The sequence below is a fragment of the Bacillus sp. REN3 genome (assembly GCF_017912555.1).
Taxonomy (GTDB): Bacteria; Bacillota; Bacilli; order Bacillales; family Cytobacillaceae; genus Mesobacillus.
Genome location: NZ_JAERSD010000031.1, coordinates 1 through 14,279 on the forward strand (window position 1 = coordinate 1; position 14,279 = coordinate 14,279).

14 protein-coding genes and 2 tRNA genes are annotated in these 14,279 nt (G+C 47.4%); 2 read left to right on the forward strand and 14 right to left on the reverse strand.

Features of this window, described 5'->3' with window-relative positions:
• The first annotated feature begins 175 nt into the window (after nucleotides 1-175).
• Nucleotides 176-252 (forward strand) — tRNA-Met (locus tag JJQ88_RS19190).
• Nucleotides 253-338: 86 nt separating this feature from the next.
• A tRNA-Glu gene (locus tag JJQ88_RS19195) sits at nucleotides 339-410 on the forward strand.
• A gap of 100 nt (nucleotides 411-510) precedes the next feature.
• On the opposite strand, the gene JJQ88_RS19200 is transcribed toward JJQ88_RS19195, so the two are convergent.
• The 14 genes from JJQ88_RS19200 to JJQ88_RS19265 form a co-directional block, all read right to left on the reverse strand.
• Nucleotides 511-966 (reverse strand): nucleoside deaminase, encoded by a 456-nt coding sequence (locus tag JJQ88_RS19200; protein ID WP_210367651.1) that lies wholly within the window; start codon nucleotides 964-966, stop codon nucleotides 511-513.
• A gap of 399 nt (nucleotides 967-1,365) precedes the next feature.
• Nucleotides 1,366-1,812, reverse strand: a complete 447-nt coding sequence (locus tag JJQ88_RS19205; protein ID WP_210367652.1) for a S1 domain-containing RNA-binding protein — start codon at nucleotides 1,810-1,812, stop codon at nucleotides 1,366-1,368.
• Nucleotides 1,813-1,886: 74 nt separating this feature from the next.
• Nucleotides 1,887-2,285: an FtsB family cell division protein gene (locus JJQ88_RS19210; RefSeq protein WP_210367653.1), complete on the reverse strand. Its 399-nt coding sequence runs from the start codon at nucleotides 2,283-2,285 to the stop codon at nucleotides 1,887-1,889.
• A gap of 19 nt (nucleotides 2,286-2,304) precedes the next feature.
• Entirely contained in the window at nucleotides 2,305-2,937 is a 633-nt protein-coding gene (gene yabQ / locus JJQ88_RS19215) for a spore cortex biosynthesis protein YabQ (protein ID WP_210367654.1), read from the reverse strand.
• Entirely contained in the window at nucleotides 2,934-3,233 is a 300-nt protein-coding gene (yabP, locus tag JJQ88_RS19220) for a sporulation protein YabP (RefSeq protein WP_210367655.1), read from the reverse strand. The genes yabQ and yabP overlap by 4 nt, the downstream gene beginning before the upstream one ends.
• An 89-nt stretch (nucleotides 3,234-3,322) precedes the next feature.
• Entirely contained in the window at nucleotides 3,323-3,592 is a 270-nt protein-coding gene (locus JJQ88_RS19225; protein WP_210367656.1) for an RNA-binding S4 domain-containing protein, read from the reverse strand.
• A 55-nt stretch (nucleotides 3,593-3,647) separates the two neighbouring features.
• Nucleotides 3,648-5,111: a bifunctional methyltransferase/pyrophosphohydrolase YabN gene (gene yabN / locus JJQ88_RS19230; protein WP_210367657.1), complete on the reverse strand. Its 1,464-nt coding sequence runs from the start codon at nucleotides 5,109-5,111 to the stop codon at nucleotides 3,648-3,650.
• Nucleotides 5,108-6,733: a putative polysaccharide biosynthesis protein gene (locus JJQ88_RS19235; RefSeq protein ID WP_210367658.1), complete on the reverse strand. Its 1,626-nt coding sequence runs from the start codon at nucleotides 6,731-6,733 to the stop codon at nucleotides 5,108-5,110. Before JJQ88_RS19235 ends, yabN begins: the two co-directional genes overlap by 4 nt.
• Nucleotides 6,734-6,847: 114 nt before the next feature.
• Entirely contained in the window at nucleotides 6,848-7,384 is a 537-nt protein-coding gene (gene spoVT / locus JJQ88_RS19240) for a stage V sporulation protein T (RefSeq protein WP_210367659.1), read from the reverse strand.
• 267 nt (nucleotides 7,385-7,651) lie between these two features.
• Nucleotides 7,652-11,188: a transcription-repair coupling factor gene (gene mfd, locus JJQ88_RS19245; RefSeq protein ID WP_210367660.1), complete on the reverse strand. Its 3,537-nt coding sequence runs from the start codon at nucleotides 11,186-11,188 to the stop codon at nucleotides 7,652-7,654.
• Between the two features lie 92 nt (nucleotides 11,189-11,280).
• On the reverse strand, nucleotides 11,281-11,511 hold the full coding sequence (gene fin / locus JJQ88_RS19250) for an anti-sigma-F factor Fin (protein ID WP_210367661.1): 231 nt from the start codon (nucleotides 11,509-11,511) through the stop codon (nucleotides 11,281-11,283).
• 88 nt (nucleotides 11,512-11,599) lie between these two features.
• Nucleotides 11,600-12,160, reverse strand: coding sequence for an aminoacyl-tRNA hydrolase (pth, locus tag JJQ88_RS19255; protein WP_282597734.1), 561 nt, complete (start codon nucleotides 12,158-12,160; stop codon nucleotides 11,600-11,602).
• Between the two features lie 180 nt (nucleotides 12,161-12,340).
• Nucleotides 12,341-12,973 (reverse strand): 50S ribosomal protein L25/general stress protein Ctc, encoded by a 633-nt coding sequence (locus tag JJQ88_RS19260; protein ID WP_210367663.1) that lies wholly within the window; start codon nucleotides 12,971-12,973, stop codon nucleotides 12,341-12,343.
• A 336-nt stretch (nucleotides 12,974-13,309) separates the two neighbouring features.
• A complete protein-coding gene (locus tag JJQ88_RS19265) occupies nucleotides 13,310-14,266 on the reverse strand; it encodes a ribose-phosphate diphosphokinase (protein WP_210367664.1) in 957 nt (318 codons plus the stop codon).
• Nucleotides 14,267-14,279 lie beyond the last annotated feature (13 nt).

The following is a 14,279-nucleotide window of genomic DNA, read 5'->3' on the forward strand; positions in this document are numbered from 1 at the left end:
TCAGCTACTGAGCGTCTTGGCACTTACTCAGATTGGACTTTCACCAACTAGCAATTAACGGCTTGCCTGGGCACGCGGAAATCCAAAGAAAATGAACATTTCTTTTGAAAATGCATTGACACTGAATTGATATCTATGTATTATATTTCTTGTGCCTTAAAAACAATCTCTTCATGGCGGCGTAGCTCAGCTGGCTAGAGCGTACGGTTCATACCCGTAAGGTCGGGGGTTCGATCCCCTCCGCCGCTACCAATAAGACGCAGGCGACTGCCTAGCTCCGACATGTACTGAAAAAAATGCAGTGACGAAGAACTTTTACCTGGCACTGCCCACTATGCGGCCCCTTGGTCAAGCGGTTAAGACACCGCCCTTTCACGGCGGTAACACGGGTTCGAATCCCGTAGGGGTCATCGACATGAAAAACCTCGCACTTTTAAAAAGTGCGAGGTTTTTTCATTTTGACTGGCTGTCCATATTGCGGAAGGAAGAGCCCTATCCTATCCTTTCCTTTCATTCATTGTTCTTTTCCCAGAGCTTCATCGGATTCTGCTGGTCCTCTTGCAAAGGCATTTGCGCCATGTGCATTTCTCGTTCCGCTTTCTGTTTCTTTAGTTCCTCATATATAAACCTGGATTTCCCTAATCCTGCATTCGCCGCGTCTTCCGCCGACTGACAGTAATAGACTTCTTTTATTCCCGCAAAGTACATGGCGGTCAGACACATAGGGCATGGCTCCCCGCTTGCGTACATAGTAAAACCTGATAAATCATCTGTTTTCAGCAGTTCCTGCGCGCGGCGAATGGCAAGCAATTCAGCGTGCCCGCTCACATCATGCTTTTTATGTAATTCATTCACCCCTTCAGAGATTGCCTGATTGCCCTTAGCCAGCACGGCGCCAAATGGCTGGCCACCTTCCTTCACATTATCCAAAGCCAATTCTACCGCCCTTTTCATGAGTGGATCCATGGAAACCGTCCTTTCTCCTTCTGATTAACAGGCTTTTTCCGTCCATTGCCCTTCTGATTAACAGGCTTTTTCCGTCCGTCGCCCTTCTGATTAACAGTCTTGTCAGCCTCCCTTGGGTCCAGACGGGACCAATTAAAAACAGTATACAATAAAGGCCCATCGGCATGTTAAGGGAATCCCGGCAAGTCCTTAACAACGCAGGCCTCCCCTTTACGGGCCATATGGCTGGCCGGCAGACGGCGGTTCTTTCTCTTTTCTTACCGCTTAACTTTTTACCCTGGCTGGACTTCATTCTAGCTGCCCGAACATTTTTCCTGTTCGCTAAAAAAGGCGAGCCTTTGCGGCTCGCCTCCCGATAGCAATGTTTCTGCTATTTATCTATATCCACTTAGCAGCTAGTTACCCTCTTCTGGCTCCTCTTCCGCCACGTTTCGATTCGGTGTGGCGTTTCAGAGATGAAAGGCGGTCTTCGCTATCCTTCAAGAACTTTGCCATTTTGGCTTCGAAGTTCTCAGGACGGGCGTTGCGGTTGTCGTTCGATCTACCACCGCGTGGACGCTGGGAATACGGCCTTGAATCAGATCGTTCCGTCCTTGCTGGTCTTTCAGGCCTGTCAACGGCCTTTTTGATGGATAAACCGATTTTGCCGTCTTTTTCCACATTGATTACTTTTACTTCCACCTGGTCACCCACTTTAAGGTGATCATTGATGTCCTTAACGTAATTGTCTGCGACCTCACTGATGTGAACCAGTCCGGTTGAGCCTTCCGGCAGCTCCACGAACGCCCCGAAATTTGTAATTCCTGTTACCTTCCCCTGTAACTTGCTGCCTACTTCGATTGACATAAAAAAGTTTTGCCTCCTTAAAGATATAAAAAATCAAACTTACATTATATTATACAAAATTTTTAAAAAGAGTGTCAATAAGACGAGTCTTTTGATTGTTTTTTCTCTTTAGGAAGGTTGAAGATGATCTCATTTTCCTTTGAAAGCAAATATTCCTTTCTTGCCAGCTTCGCGATGTACTCTTCATCATTCAGCTTCACGATTTCCTCATTAAGTACTTCTTCCTTCTTTTTGAGGCTCTCCATCTTATCCTCGAGCTTTGCCTTTTCAGCTTTTTTCGCTTCAAGGGCAGCAGTCTGGGAGATGAATGTTGAAATCATTAAGGTCGAAATGACCGTTGCAAATAGAGCAAAGACTGCGAGGCGCCGGTACAGCAGCTTTCGCTTCCTTGTTTCTGCAATTCCAGCTTTTTCGCGCTGCTGCACATATTGGTTCTCGAGCTTCGCTATGTTCCGTTTCCTGATGACACTCATCCCCGCAGTCCTCCTTACATTATTTTTTTAGTTTTCTCAACCATTTTATCGGCATTAAAGAGTAATTCTTTACAACCAAAAGAATTCCTGCCATTTTATTATATAACTTCTCGACGCTTTTTTTAAGTGCTTTCGGCAAAAGTTTCCAAATTAGTAATAAACTCAACAAAAACGGTTTCATCAAGATTTTCACTGACCATAGTAAAACGGCAAGAAGCCATTTCACAATCACATAAAGGCCTCTTCCCGTCAAAATTGCCAGTGATAGGGCGCCGGCAGCAAGAAATTGAAGCGGCCGCACAATGATAGCCCTGAAAGCCTTCACTAAAAAAGCATAGACGTTCACCGTCAGCAATATAAGGGCTTCCAGCACTTTCAGGTACAGATTTTTCAACAGGCTCTGGTAAGCCGCGAATCCACATAATAACGCAAGGAAAATATAAAAACGCAATTCTCCTTTATTCACGGAAAACAATACATAGAAGACAAGCAAACCTTGCACCAGCCAGAATAATAGATCATTGATGAAAACAATCCAGCTTTTTCGCTTCGCCCTTCTCAAGAACCGGTTATGTGTATCAAACGAAGCGCCGAAAAAACAGCCCATCCCAATCATGGCGAGCATCGTCAAAAATTGGGTCGAGAGCGTCATCTGAATAACTTGCTAAAGAAGCCTTTAGCTTTCTCCCCATGCTGGTCATCCAGATAGATCAAGTCAAAAATCTTCCCTTTGATCGAGACGACCCCTTTATCGACATCAAGATTCTTCATCTGCAGGTTCTGGCCTTTGATCGCCAGGAAGCCCATCACAGTTTCCAATAAAAACTCCTCGTTATCGAAGCTTTCAACCTGCTTTACGCCAGTAATCTCCAGTGTCCGTCTGCCTCTCATCACCAAATCATGGTCAGGCAGGTTTTTCGTCTGGTTTGGATCATAATATTGGCTCATCCGCTATCCCCCATAATCGCTTAATGCATTTTTGTATATGTCTATGAGTGATGCAGGGATAATAGAACAAGCCTTATGGACTGTCCCGGTTATTCCTCGTTATCCGGGATTCTGTCCTCACCAAGGATTGTATACATCTCGGCGGCCTCATCTTTCCGGGATGTTTCCTGGATCTTTTCGATTTTAGCAGTAACGACTTTTTGGCCGAAACGGATTGACAGCTCGTCGCCGACCTTCACGTTCGTGCTCGCTTTGGCAGGAATCCCGTTCACTGAGATCCTTCCCTGATCGGAAACTTCTTTTGCCAATGTCCGTCTTTTGATCAACCGGGATACTTTTAAGAATTTATCCAGCCTCATCTTTCCTAAACCTCCATTTCATAATTGGTTCCATTTTCCTTTGAAGATATTGCCTTTATAATCCTTTTGCCTTCGCTTCATCCCAGAACTTGTCCAGTTCCTCAAGATGATAATCGCTGACAGGCCTGCCATTTTCAGCTGCCTTTTCTTCAATATAGGCAAATCGGCGCATAAATTTCTGGTTCGCCTTGAATAACGCCTCTTCCGGGTTGATATCATAGTGCCTTGCGAAGTTGACAAGCGCGAAAAGCAGATCGCCGAATTCGAGCATGGCATCATCCGAATTTCCTGCTTGAGCAATCTCCTCGGCGAGCTCGCCAATTTCTTCTTTTACTTTCTCAAGGATTGGAGCCACTGTATTCCAGTCAAAACCCACTTTGGCAGCCGCCTTTTGTAGCTCTGCCGCCTTCAGCAGGTTTGGCAGCCCTTTTCCTGCTCCTTCCAGCAGCGATTTCGGGGCGCCTCCTTTTTCCTGTTCCTTAATTTCCTGCCAGTGCTTCATGACCTCTTCTTCATTTTCAGCCGTCTTGTCGCCGAATACGTGCGGATGTCTGCGCACCATCTTCGCAGAGATGCCTTCAATGACGTCATCGATGGTAAAATAACCCTCATCCTCGCCTATTTGGGCATGGAGCACTACCTGGAGCAGGACATCCCCCAATTCTTCAATCATGTGGTCGATATCATCATTGTCGATTGCCTCAATCAACTCGTACGCTTCTTCAATCAAATACTTCTTCAATGACTGATGGGTTTGTTTCTTGTCCCACGGGCAGCCGTCCGGGCCGCGCAATTGCGCGATGATTTCCCTGAACTTGCTGAAATCCTTATATCTGATTTCTTCGTCGCTGACCGGCGGAACATAAACGGAGGTGAGGTTGCTTAACTCCATTTCCCTGTCCAGCTCATACAATGGGACCCGCCTGATGACTTCATCCTTGCTTCCTGCTGCAGTAACAATGAAGACATTATAATCATCAGGCAATTTTTCCATCAAGGTCAGCTTCACTTCTGATGCGACAAAGGAATCGTATACCTGGCCGATGATCGTATGGTTGTTGAGGAGCAGCGAATCCCTGTAGAGCCCGGTGCCGTCAAGGAGCTGGAAACCTTCGATTGGATCGATGGCAAGTGCCTGGAACATTGCGTCAAGAAAGCTTTGCCCGCCGCCGATTTCGATTCTAACCCCTCTTTCCGGCCCTCTTTCCAGCAGGAGCTGTACCGTCCTTTCAGCAATCAATGGATGACCTGGAACGGCATAGGTAATCGGTCCGCCTTGGGCTTCAGCGAGCAAGGTTTCTGTTATTTCCTCGTATACCTCTGCGAACTGGCTATGCTTTTCATAAATGGCATCGAATGAATGATAGCGCAGGCCTTCAGCTTCAAGTGCAGGAACGACAGGATGCTCTTTCGTCCTTAGAAACAGATTTTCCTCCTGTTTCAATCTTTTATATACTCCTAGAGGAAGCTGGTCCACATCCCCGGCTCCCAATCCGATGATCGTGATTTTATTTGTCATTTCCTGCTGCCTCCTGTCTTTTTTGAAAATAGCTGGGCAAGTCTGCTCCCAAAGGGGAGTGCCGATAATTCCTCCTCCTGCAGTGCCTTCGTTTTGATCAATATCATGAAATAACACAAGGCGCCAAGGAGAACACCGCTAAATGCCTGAATAGTGGCGGCAAGCCTGTCTGGTTCAATGGCATGGTAAAGAAAATGAGTCCATTTCGTGTATAGGCGCAAAAGTACAGCCATTACTGCTGAAGCAAAAAGGATCTTGACCGAAAAACCAATGGACAGGATCCGCTGGCCGAGAACCAATCTCAATTTTAAGAGCAGGATTGCCAACACGGCAAACATCGATAACAATGTAGCGTATACAGCACCCATCGTCCCTGATGGAGGGATGAAATATAGATTCAGAATGTATTTCAGACCGAAGCCGGAAAGGATGGCCATTGCCGGGAACATCGGCTTGTCAAGTCCCTGGAGGATGCTTGTGACCGTTAAGATCAAAGACCCGAATAAGATCGTAAGACTAAGAAGGCCTATTACATCCGAGCCGCTGTCATTCTCGAACAACATGATATTTACTGGCGCAATGATGCTATATAACCCCGCTGCTGCGGCTGCGCCAAAAAGCAGGCTTGTCTGGAGAGCGAGCAGGACTTTCTGGAGGATGTGATCCATCCTGTTCCTGGCCTTTTCTGCAGATATCGCGGGAACCAGGCTTAATGACATGGAGGTCGCTACGACTGTTCCAAGCTGGACCAGCGGCTGGCCTCTGTCAAATATTCCTTTGGCCGTTTTCGCCTCATTGGCTCCAAGACCTGTTTCCAATAATAAAGTGTAGAGATTCAGTGAATCAGCGAGCTGGAACAGGATGAGCAGCATTCCGCTGACGCTGATGGCGAACCCCTGGACAATAAGCGCTTTGATCACTGAAGCGCTGTCTGCAAAAAGCTCCTTCCGCTTCAATGATCCAAAAGGATTGCTGCGGCGCTTTTTCCAGAAAAAAAAGCCAAGGACCATCATCGAAACGATTCCTCCGGTCACGGAGCCAAACACCGCTCCGCCACCCGCGAAATACAGGGAATATCCCTTCTGGACGAACAAGGCTGATAAAAAAAGAATCGTTGTCACACGCACGGCTTGTTCCGCCACTTGCGATACCGCAGTCGGCACCATATTCCCCTTCCCCTGGAAATAACCACGGAAAACAGAAATGAAGGGAAAGAACAAAAACAACAGAGACACGATCCTGAACAGCAAGCCGAGCTCGCGGTCCCCCATCATTCCAGCCATCCAATCTGAACCAAAATAAAAAAGAGCGAAGAGAATGACGCCTAAAAGCCCAAGGGAGAAGAGGGAGATGGCCAGCAGCCTATCAGCTTTCCCCTGGTTCCTTCCGTCCACCTGCTCTGTATACAGTTTGGAAATGACAACGGGAAAACCATAGGTCGATAACACAAGGACAATCCCATAAAACGGATAAACCTGTTGGTAGATATAAAAACCGACATCCCCGACAATATTCTGGAAAGGGACACGGTAAACCGCACTCAATATTTTCGTGATAAGGGCAGCCATTGTCAGGATCATGGCTCCCTTCACTAATTGCCTTGAATCTGCAACGGGCTTCATCGCCCACCTCCTTCCAATTTATCTATCAAACCGTATTATATCATAAACGGAAACAGGAAAAGGGGCAGCCTTGGAAGCTGCCCTTTCAGGATTGTGATCTCGAATGAATGCTTATTATTGCTCCATTTGCCTAGCAAGGAAACCTGCAGCCGTTTCAACTGCTTTTTGTTCGACTTCACCCAGTGAACCTTCTTTTGAGAAGATGATGACCGCTCCAATTGGATCGCCATTCGCAATGATCGGCCCAATTGTGTAAGAAGAAACAGACTCTTCAATTCCTTCAACAAGCGCGATATTCGATTGTTGGTTCACAAGGGTGGAACTGCGGTCTTCCATTGTTTTCTCGATCAGTTCACCGATGTTCTTGTTCAAATAGTCTTTCTTTGATCCACCAGCTACTGCGATATAAGAATCCCTGTCGCAAATCAATACAGGATTGCCAAGGCTGTCGTACAATGCCTCTGCATACTCTTTCGCAAAATCGCTAAGCTCGCTGATCGGGGAATATTTCTTTAAGATGACTTCTCCATCGCGGTCCACGAAGATTTCAAGTGGATCCCCTTCACGGATACGGAGTGTTCTTCTGATTTCTTTTGGAATGACGACACGACCTAAATCATCGATACGACGCACAATACCAGTTGCTTTCATCCAACGTTGCCTCACTTTCATCTGATGATTATTTTTGGTAATGACAATTTACACCTTTATTAATTATCCTTACCAAGTTTGAACTTAGTATCTTTCATATGGAAAGTTCTATGCATTACTAAAAAGTTTTTTCTTTACAGTGATAAAGGTGGCAAAAACGGATAAACCTTCCAGCTCCGATTTGCATGCACTTATTGGAATACCCTTGTCCCTCTCTTTTAAAACACCTTTTGCTTTACATTAGTGTTACATATTGTTTCCATATGTTTACGATAACGAACTCTTTTGTTCTTTTTGTGAGTCATGCAGTCCCTTAATCATCTCGAAAGTGATATCAAGCCAACGATCCGTTTTAAGCCCTTTTGCATGGACGACCATCTTGAGCTTTTTTCCCTCCATGCCAAGGCCTACTACATTCCGGTATTGGCTGCTGATCTTAAAGATTTCCTGTCCGTCGATCATGCTGCTTCCTTCTTCGGATAAAAGAATCGTGATATCCTGTTTGTTCTGTTTGATTGTCTCCACACCGGCCGTGATGGCATACACCTTCAATTCAGCGACCTTGAACAGCGTGTCGACCTCTGGCGGATAGTCCCCATAGCGATCCGTAATTTCTTCCTTTAACTCCTCAATATCCTTCAGGGTTCCAACACCTCTGAAGCGCTTGTACATTTCGATTTTCTGGTGGCCATCGGAGATATAGCGGTCAGGAATGTAAGCATCCAGCTCCAGGTCAATCTCGATTGACGGCCTGCGGATCTGCTCCTTCTCCGGCTTCCGTTCTTCAATAGCTTCCTTCAGCATTTGCGAATACAGATCGAAACCGACCGAATCGATGAAACCATGCTGCTCAGCGCCAAGCAAATTGCCCGCTCCGCGAATCGACAAGTCGCGCATCGCGATCTTGAAGCCTGAACCCAGCTCTGTGAACTCCTTGATGGCCTGCAGGCGTTTTTCGGCAACTTCTGTCAAGACCTTGTCTTTCCTGTAAGTAAAATAAGCGTAAGCTACCCTGTTTGAACGTCCTACCCTTCCGCGGAGCTGGTAAAGCTGGGACAGTCCCATTTTATCCGCATCAAAAACAATCAGCGTATTGACATTCGGGATGTCGACACCCGTCTCAATGATTGTTGTACTGACAAGGACGTCGTACTCACCTTCGAGGAAGCCAAGCATCACGGACTCTAGTTCATTCTCGGTCATCCGGCCGTGGGCGAACGCAACTCTCGCATCGGGCACAAGCATCGAAATCTCTTCGGCCTTCCGTTCGATGTCCTCAACCCGGTTGTAAAGGAAATATACCTGCCCATCCCTTGCCAGTTCCCGTTCAATCGCTTCGCGGACGAGGCCGCCATTGTATTCCATTACATACGTCTGCACGGGGAATCTGTTCTCAGGCGGCGTTTCGATGACAGATAGATCCCTGACACCGAGCATCGACATATGCAGAGTCCGCGGAATCGGCGTAGCTGTCAGGGTCAGTACATCGACATTCGTCTTTAGCTGCTTGATTTTCTCTTTATGGGTCACCCCGAAGCGCTGTTCCTCATCGATGATCAGCAAGCCGAGCTCCCGATAGGATATTTCTTTTGAAAGCAATCGATGGGTCCCGACGACAATGTCGATACTGCCCGCCTTCAGACCTTTGATCGTTTCTGTCTGCTGCTTCCTAGTCCTGAACCTGCTAAGCAGCCCAATACCGATTGGAAAATCCTGAAACCTTTCCCTCAGTGTTTCATAATGCTGCTGGGCAAGAATCGTTGTCGGCACCAGGAACGCAACCTGTTTGCCATCAGCGATCGCCTTGAATGCAGCACGGATGGCAACTTCTGTCTTGCCATAGCCAACATCGCCGCAAAGAAGCCGGTCCATCGGCCGCTCGCGTTCCATATCACGTTTGATTTCTTGGATGGAACGGATCTGGTCATCGGTTTCCTGGTAAGGGAAGGATGCCTCGAACTCCCGCTGCATCTCGCTGTCAGGGGAAAAAGCGTAACCGACGCTCGATTCCCGTTCAGCATACAGCTTGATCAAATCATCGGCGATATTCTGGACGGATGACTGTACCTTGCTCTTGACCCGTTTCCAATCATTTCCTCCGAGCTTGTAGATCTTCGGCTCCTTTCCTTCCGAACCGACATACTTCTGGACAAGGTCGATCTGCTCGACTGGCACATATAGCTTATCCGTCCCCTGATAGCGGATATGGAGATAATCCTTATGGACACCGTTGATGACAAGCGTCTCGATTCCCAGGTATTTTCCGATCCCGTGATTGACATGGACCACATAATCGCCAGCCTTAAGCTCCGAATAGCTCTTGATCCGTTCAGCATTGGAAAGTTTTTGGCGCCTTGGAGCCTTCTTCGTTTTCTTATTGAAAAGCTCTTCTTCCGTAATCACGGCGATTCTTTGCATCGGGAATTCAAACCCGGTATTCAGGCTGCCCTGGATGATCTGGACTTTCCCGGGCCGAAGCTCTTGTCCGTTGCTTGCCCTAACAGCATCCACTTCATAATCCTCCAGGACGCGCTCAAGCTTTTTCACCCGGTCTTCGTTCGGACCCAGGAAGATAACAGCGTAATTCCCTTTTTTCCAGCGGTCGACTTCCGCCTTCAATACATGCATCTGCCCATGGAAATTCTGCATCGGCTTGCAGGACATATTAATGATGTTTTGCGGGCTTGTATTTGGGACATGCCTCAAGAACAAAGTGAAATAGACAATCGGCTTGGCCGAACCGGACAGCAATCCAGGAAGGTGGTGTGAAATTTTCAGTCCATGGATGATCTGCCCTTCGGCGAGAAGGCTTGTATACCATTCTGCTTCCTCCTTGCTGAGCGATTCATTCATTTCCTGGACCCTGCTGATTTCATCAATGAACACCAGACCGCTGGCTGGCAAGTAATCTAGTAAACTTTGAGGATTTTCATAGGCTGCCGACAAGTACTTGAAAATCTGATCAGGCTTCTGCCCATTCCTCAGCTGTTCCAATTCATAGCCGATATTCTGGGACATCAGTGATTTCGCTTTCTCATCCTTCAGCTTCTTCAGGCTATTTGACAACCCCTCTTCAAGCTTGGAAACCAGACTGGAAATCTGTTCGTCTTCAAACGGATTTTCCGTCGCCGGCCCGATTGAAATGGTATTCAGCTTTTGCTTTGAACGCTGGTCTTCCAGTGAGAAGGCCCGGATTGAATCAACCTCTGTATCAAAAAGCTCAATCCTGAGGGGATCCGCCGATGTCAGGGGGTACATATCGATGATTCCTCCACGGACACTGAATTCCCCCGGAGCCGAAACCATATCCGATCTTGTATAGCCCATGCTGACGAAGCGGTTCAGTACAGACTCAACATCGATTTCTTCCCCCACAGTGAAGGTCATTTGGAACCTAGACCACAGTTCCTTTGGAGGCAGCAACTTTCGCAAGCCTGCCATGGGTACAATCACAATCCCTGTTCCGTCCGTACTCCAATGATTCATGGCATCAATCCGCTGAGCCTTCAGCTCTGGGCTTGAAATGCTTATTTCCGCGGCAATCAATTCATTCGCCGGATAAAGATAGACATGGCTTTCGCCAACAAGATTAGCGAGATCGTCATATAATTTTTGTGCCTGTAAAAGATTATGTGTCACAACCAGGATTGGCCGTTTTGTCTGTTCGTAGACTGACGCCAGGAAAACCGTCCTTGCCGAACCGGACAGGCCGGCGACAAGCTGTTCCCTGAGGCCCGCATCCATGCCGGATATCACAGACTGGACGTCATCCTGATGACTAAATAGAGCTTTCAGCCCCTGCATCCAAACCTCTTCCTCTCTAAATAAAAAATAATAGTTTTCCATGGACGGATCATGAAACAGAAAAATGCTTTGGACTTGAAATCCAAAGCTTGTCAGTGAATCAAGTAGTCATTTTGGTGGAAGTCCGGGTTCCGTTCCAGCGCTTCCTGACAGTCTTCACAGATCGATTGTATATGGATGTCCCCGTTTCTTTCGTAAGAAATCATTTCCCTGCGTTCAGTATCGGTCAATTTATGGAACCCAAGATGTTCACTATGGACAGACACACTGTCCAGTGACCCGATATTCGTGCCGCAATGGCGGCAAAAATAATGTATCGCCATGGCCGTCCCTCCCAAATAAAGTCATTCTCATTATTGACCCATTGGGAGGAACTTATGCACTATTGTATGTTTCGTCCATCATGTTTTATTACTGATTGAAGGTATTCATCACTTCTAAAAAAGGCTTGGAAAGCCAGCTTTCGCTCGCATCAGCGGCTTTCGTGACCGCCTCGGCCATCTTGGCCTGCTCTTCGCTGGTGAAACGGCCCAGCACCCAGTCGGTGACGGCCATTCCATTCTGGGGCCGGCTGATGCCGACCCTGATCCGCTTGAACTCCTGCGTTCCGAGATGGGCAATCGTCGATTTAATGCCATTATGGCCGCCGGCGCCGCCTTTTTGCCGCAGGCGGATCCTTCCTGTCGGCATATCAAGGTCATCATAAATGACAACCAGATCTTCAATATCGACATCATAATAATCCATTACTGCCCTGATGGACTCCCCCGATAGATTCATATAGGTAAGCGGCTTCAGCAGGATAACTTTCTCCCCGCCTGTACGGCCGATGCCGAATATCCCTTTATGCTTCGCCAGGTCGAGGGGGATGTCCCACCTTTCTGATAGCTCATCGATCACTTCAAAACCAATATTATGTCTCGTTTTATCATACTGCCTGCCCGGATTCCCCAAACCAACAAATAACTTCAATTCTATCCCACACCCCATTCAAAAAGCCCAGGCAGCCTTAGGGCTTGGCTCTGTAGCTAAATCATTTCCCTAAAAGGCAGAGCGTTGCATCTGAAAAAACCGTAAACGGCTGGGCAAGTCCGGTGCTCCGGAATTCCTAATGGCAAAAGACGTAACCTGTGTCAGGCTACGTCTGCTTGCTTATTCTTCATTTGCTTCCGTCTCTCTGCCTTCTGCATTTTTAGGTTCTCCTGGTTCTTGTTCCTCACCTGAGTCGATTTCCTCTTCAACCTTCGGCGGAAGAATCGAAGCAATCACCGTGCTTTCATCATCATTTATTTCATAATTTTCAGGCTTGATATCAGAAACCATCAAGTTTTCGCCAACCTTCAGGTCCGTGATGTCCAGCTCGATTGCCTCCGGTATGCTGCCTGGTGTACCTGTAATGTTAATTTCATGTACCGGCTGCTGCAGGACGCCTCCATCCCTGACTCCAGCCGAGTCACCGACAAGATCGATCCTAACAGTTGTATGGACCTTCGAATCTTTATCCACGACAAGGAAATCAGCGTGGATGACCTCATTCTTGATATAGTCTTCCTGGTATTCCGTCAGCATGACATTATGCTTGCTGCCGCCGACCTCCAGTGAAATGACGCCGTTCCTTCCTGATTCACGGATTGTTTTCAGGAAATCCGTGCTGCTAAAATAAATCGGTGTACTTTGGACATCCTTTCCATAAACCACTGCCGGAATATTGCCTTCTTTACGTAAACGTCTCAAACTTGAACCTTTCGTTCCTTTACGTTCATTTGCTTTCAATACTGCATTCATGGTTTTTGGCTCCTCCCTATTTTTAAGGCTGTGTTAAATTTGACTGTTGCTTTATATTCCAGGCACTTCGACGGACAGGAAGTCCTAGTGCCGACTTTGCCGCAGGACGCGGCGGTTTTAGTCGGCCGCTTTCCGCGGGTGTGCCTTCCGCTCCAGCCAACAGGCGTTCCGAAAATCAACACCGCTCTTTAACATAGCCATTTTTAAAAAGGTCTCTCTATAAAAAATGCCCCAAAACAGGATGGTCTAAACGTTTTCCTTCCGGTCACCAGGTCTGCCGGCAAAAAACACCGTTAGGCCTGCCGGATGGCAAGCCCCTGGTATGTGTATTGGAGATCAATCGAACAATGTGCTGACTGACTGCTCTTCATGGACGCGGATGATCGCTTCCCCAATCAAAGGGGCGACAGACAGCTGCTTGATTTTGTCAATTTGCTTTTCTTCCGGAAGCGCAATTGTATTTGTCACAACCAGTTCTTTGATTTTTGAATTCTGGATCCGCTCGATAGCCGGGCCGGATAGTACAGGATGCGTACAGCAAGCATGCACTTCCCGCGCGCCATTTTCGACGAGTGCGTTCGCGGCAAGGGTGATGGTGCCCGCAGTGTCAATGATGTCATCAATCAAGATGGCGATCTTGCCTTCAATATTGCCGACAATATTCATGACTTCCGCTACGTTCGGCTTCGGCCGGCGCTTATCGATGATCGCAATCGGCGCTTTCAGCCGTTCCGCCATTTTCCTTGCACGTGTCACGCCGCCGTGGTCAGGAGATACAATGACAATGTCGCCATCCAACTGTTTGTTCTTGAAATGATCGGCCAGGATCGGCACGCCCATCAGATGGTCGATTGGAATATCAAAGAATCCCTGGATTTGAGGCGCATGAAGGTCCAGCGTGATCACACGGGTCGCTCCTGCTGTTTCAAGCAGGTTCGCGACAAGCTTTGCGGTAATCGGCTCCCTTGCTCTTGCCTTTCGGTCCTGTCTTGCATAACCGTAATACGGCATGACAATATTGATTGTTTTCGCTGAAGCCCGCTTCAATGCATCGATCATGATCAGCAATTCCATGATATTTTCATTTACAGGCGAGCTCGTCGACTGGATGATGTGAACATCGCAGCCACGGATGCTTTCTTCGATATTGATCTGGATTTCTCCGTCGCTGAATTGGGAAACAGAACACTTTCCTAACTCAACGCCAATCACCTTGGCAATTTCCTGAGCAAGTTTGATATTCGAGTTAAGTGCAAACACCTTTAAATTAGGATCTAGATACTGGTTAGACATTGTGGACCTCCAG

Coding starts and splice junctions, on each gene's coding strand:
- yabQ (WP_210367654.1), bottom strand. CDS start 2,937: ATGACGCTCTCGACCCAATTTTTGACGATGCTCGCCATGATTGGGATG.
- fin (WP_210367661.1), bottom strand. CDS start 11,511: ATGGCGATACATTATTTTTGCCGCCATTGCGGCACGAATATCGGGTCA.
- JJQ88_RS19210 (WP_210367653.1), bottom strand. CDS start 2,285: ATGAGTGTCATCAGGAAACGGAACATAGCGAAGCTCGAGAACCAATAT.
- spoVT (WP_210367659.1), bottom strand. CDS start 7,384: ATGAAAGCAACTGGTATTGTGCGTCGTATCGATGATTTAGGTCGTGTC.
- JJQ88_RS19260 (WP_210367663.1), bottom strand. CDS start 12,973: ATGAATGCAGTATTGAAAGCAAATGAACGTAAAGGAACGAAAGGTTCA.
- yabP (WP_210367655.1), bottom strand. CDS start 3,233: ATGAGCCAATATTATGATCCAAACCAGACGAAAAACCTGCCTGACCAT.
- JJQ88_RS19205 (WP_210367652.1), bottom strand. CDS start 1,812: ATGTCAATCGAAGTAGGCAGCAAGTTACAGGGGAAGGTAACAGGAATT.
- JJQ88_RS19235 (WP_210367658.1), bottom strand. CDS start 6,733: ATGAAGCCCGTTGCAGATTCAAGGCAATTAGTGAAGGGAGCCATGATC.
- JJQ88_RS19200 (WP_210367651.1), bottom strand. CDS start 966: ATGGATCCACTCATGAAAAGGGCGGTAGAATTGGCTTTGGATAATGTG.
- JJQ88_RS19225 (WP_210367656.1), bottom strand. CDS start 3,592: ATGAGGCTGGATAAATTCTTAAAAGTATCCCGGTTGATCAAAAGACGG.
- mfd (WP_210367660.1), bottom strand. CDS start 11,188: ATGCAGGGGCTGAAAGCTCTATTTAGTCATCAGGATGACGTCCAGTCT.
- yabN (WP_210367657.1), bottom strand. CDS start 5,111: ATGACAAATAAAATCACGATCATCGGATTGGGAGCCGGGGATGTGGAC.
- JJQ88_RS19265 (WP_210367664.1), bottom strand. CDS start 14,266: ATGTCTAACCAGTATCTAGATCCTAATTTAAAGGTGTTTGCACTTAAC.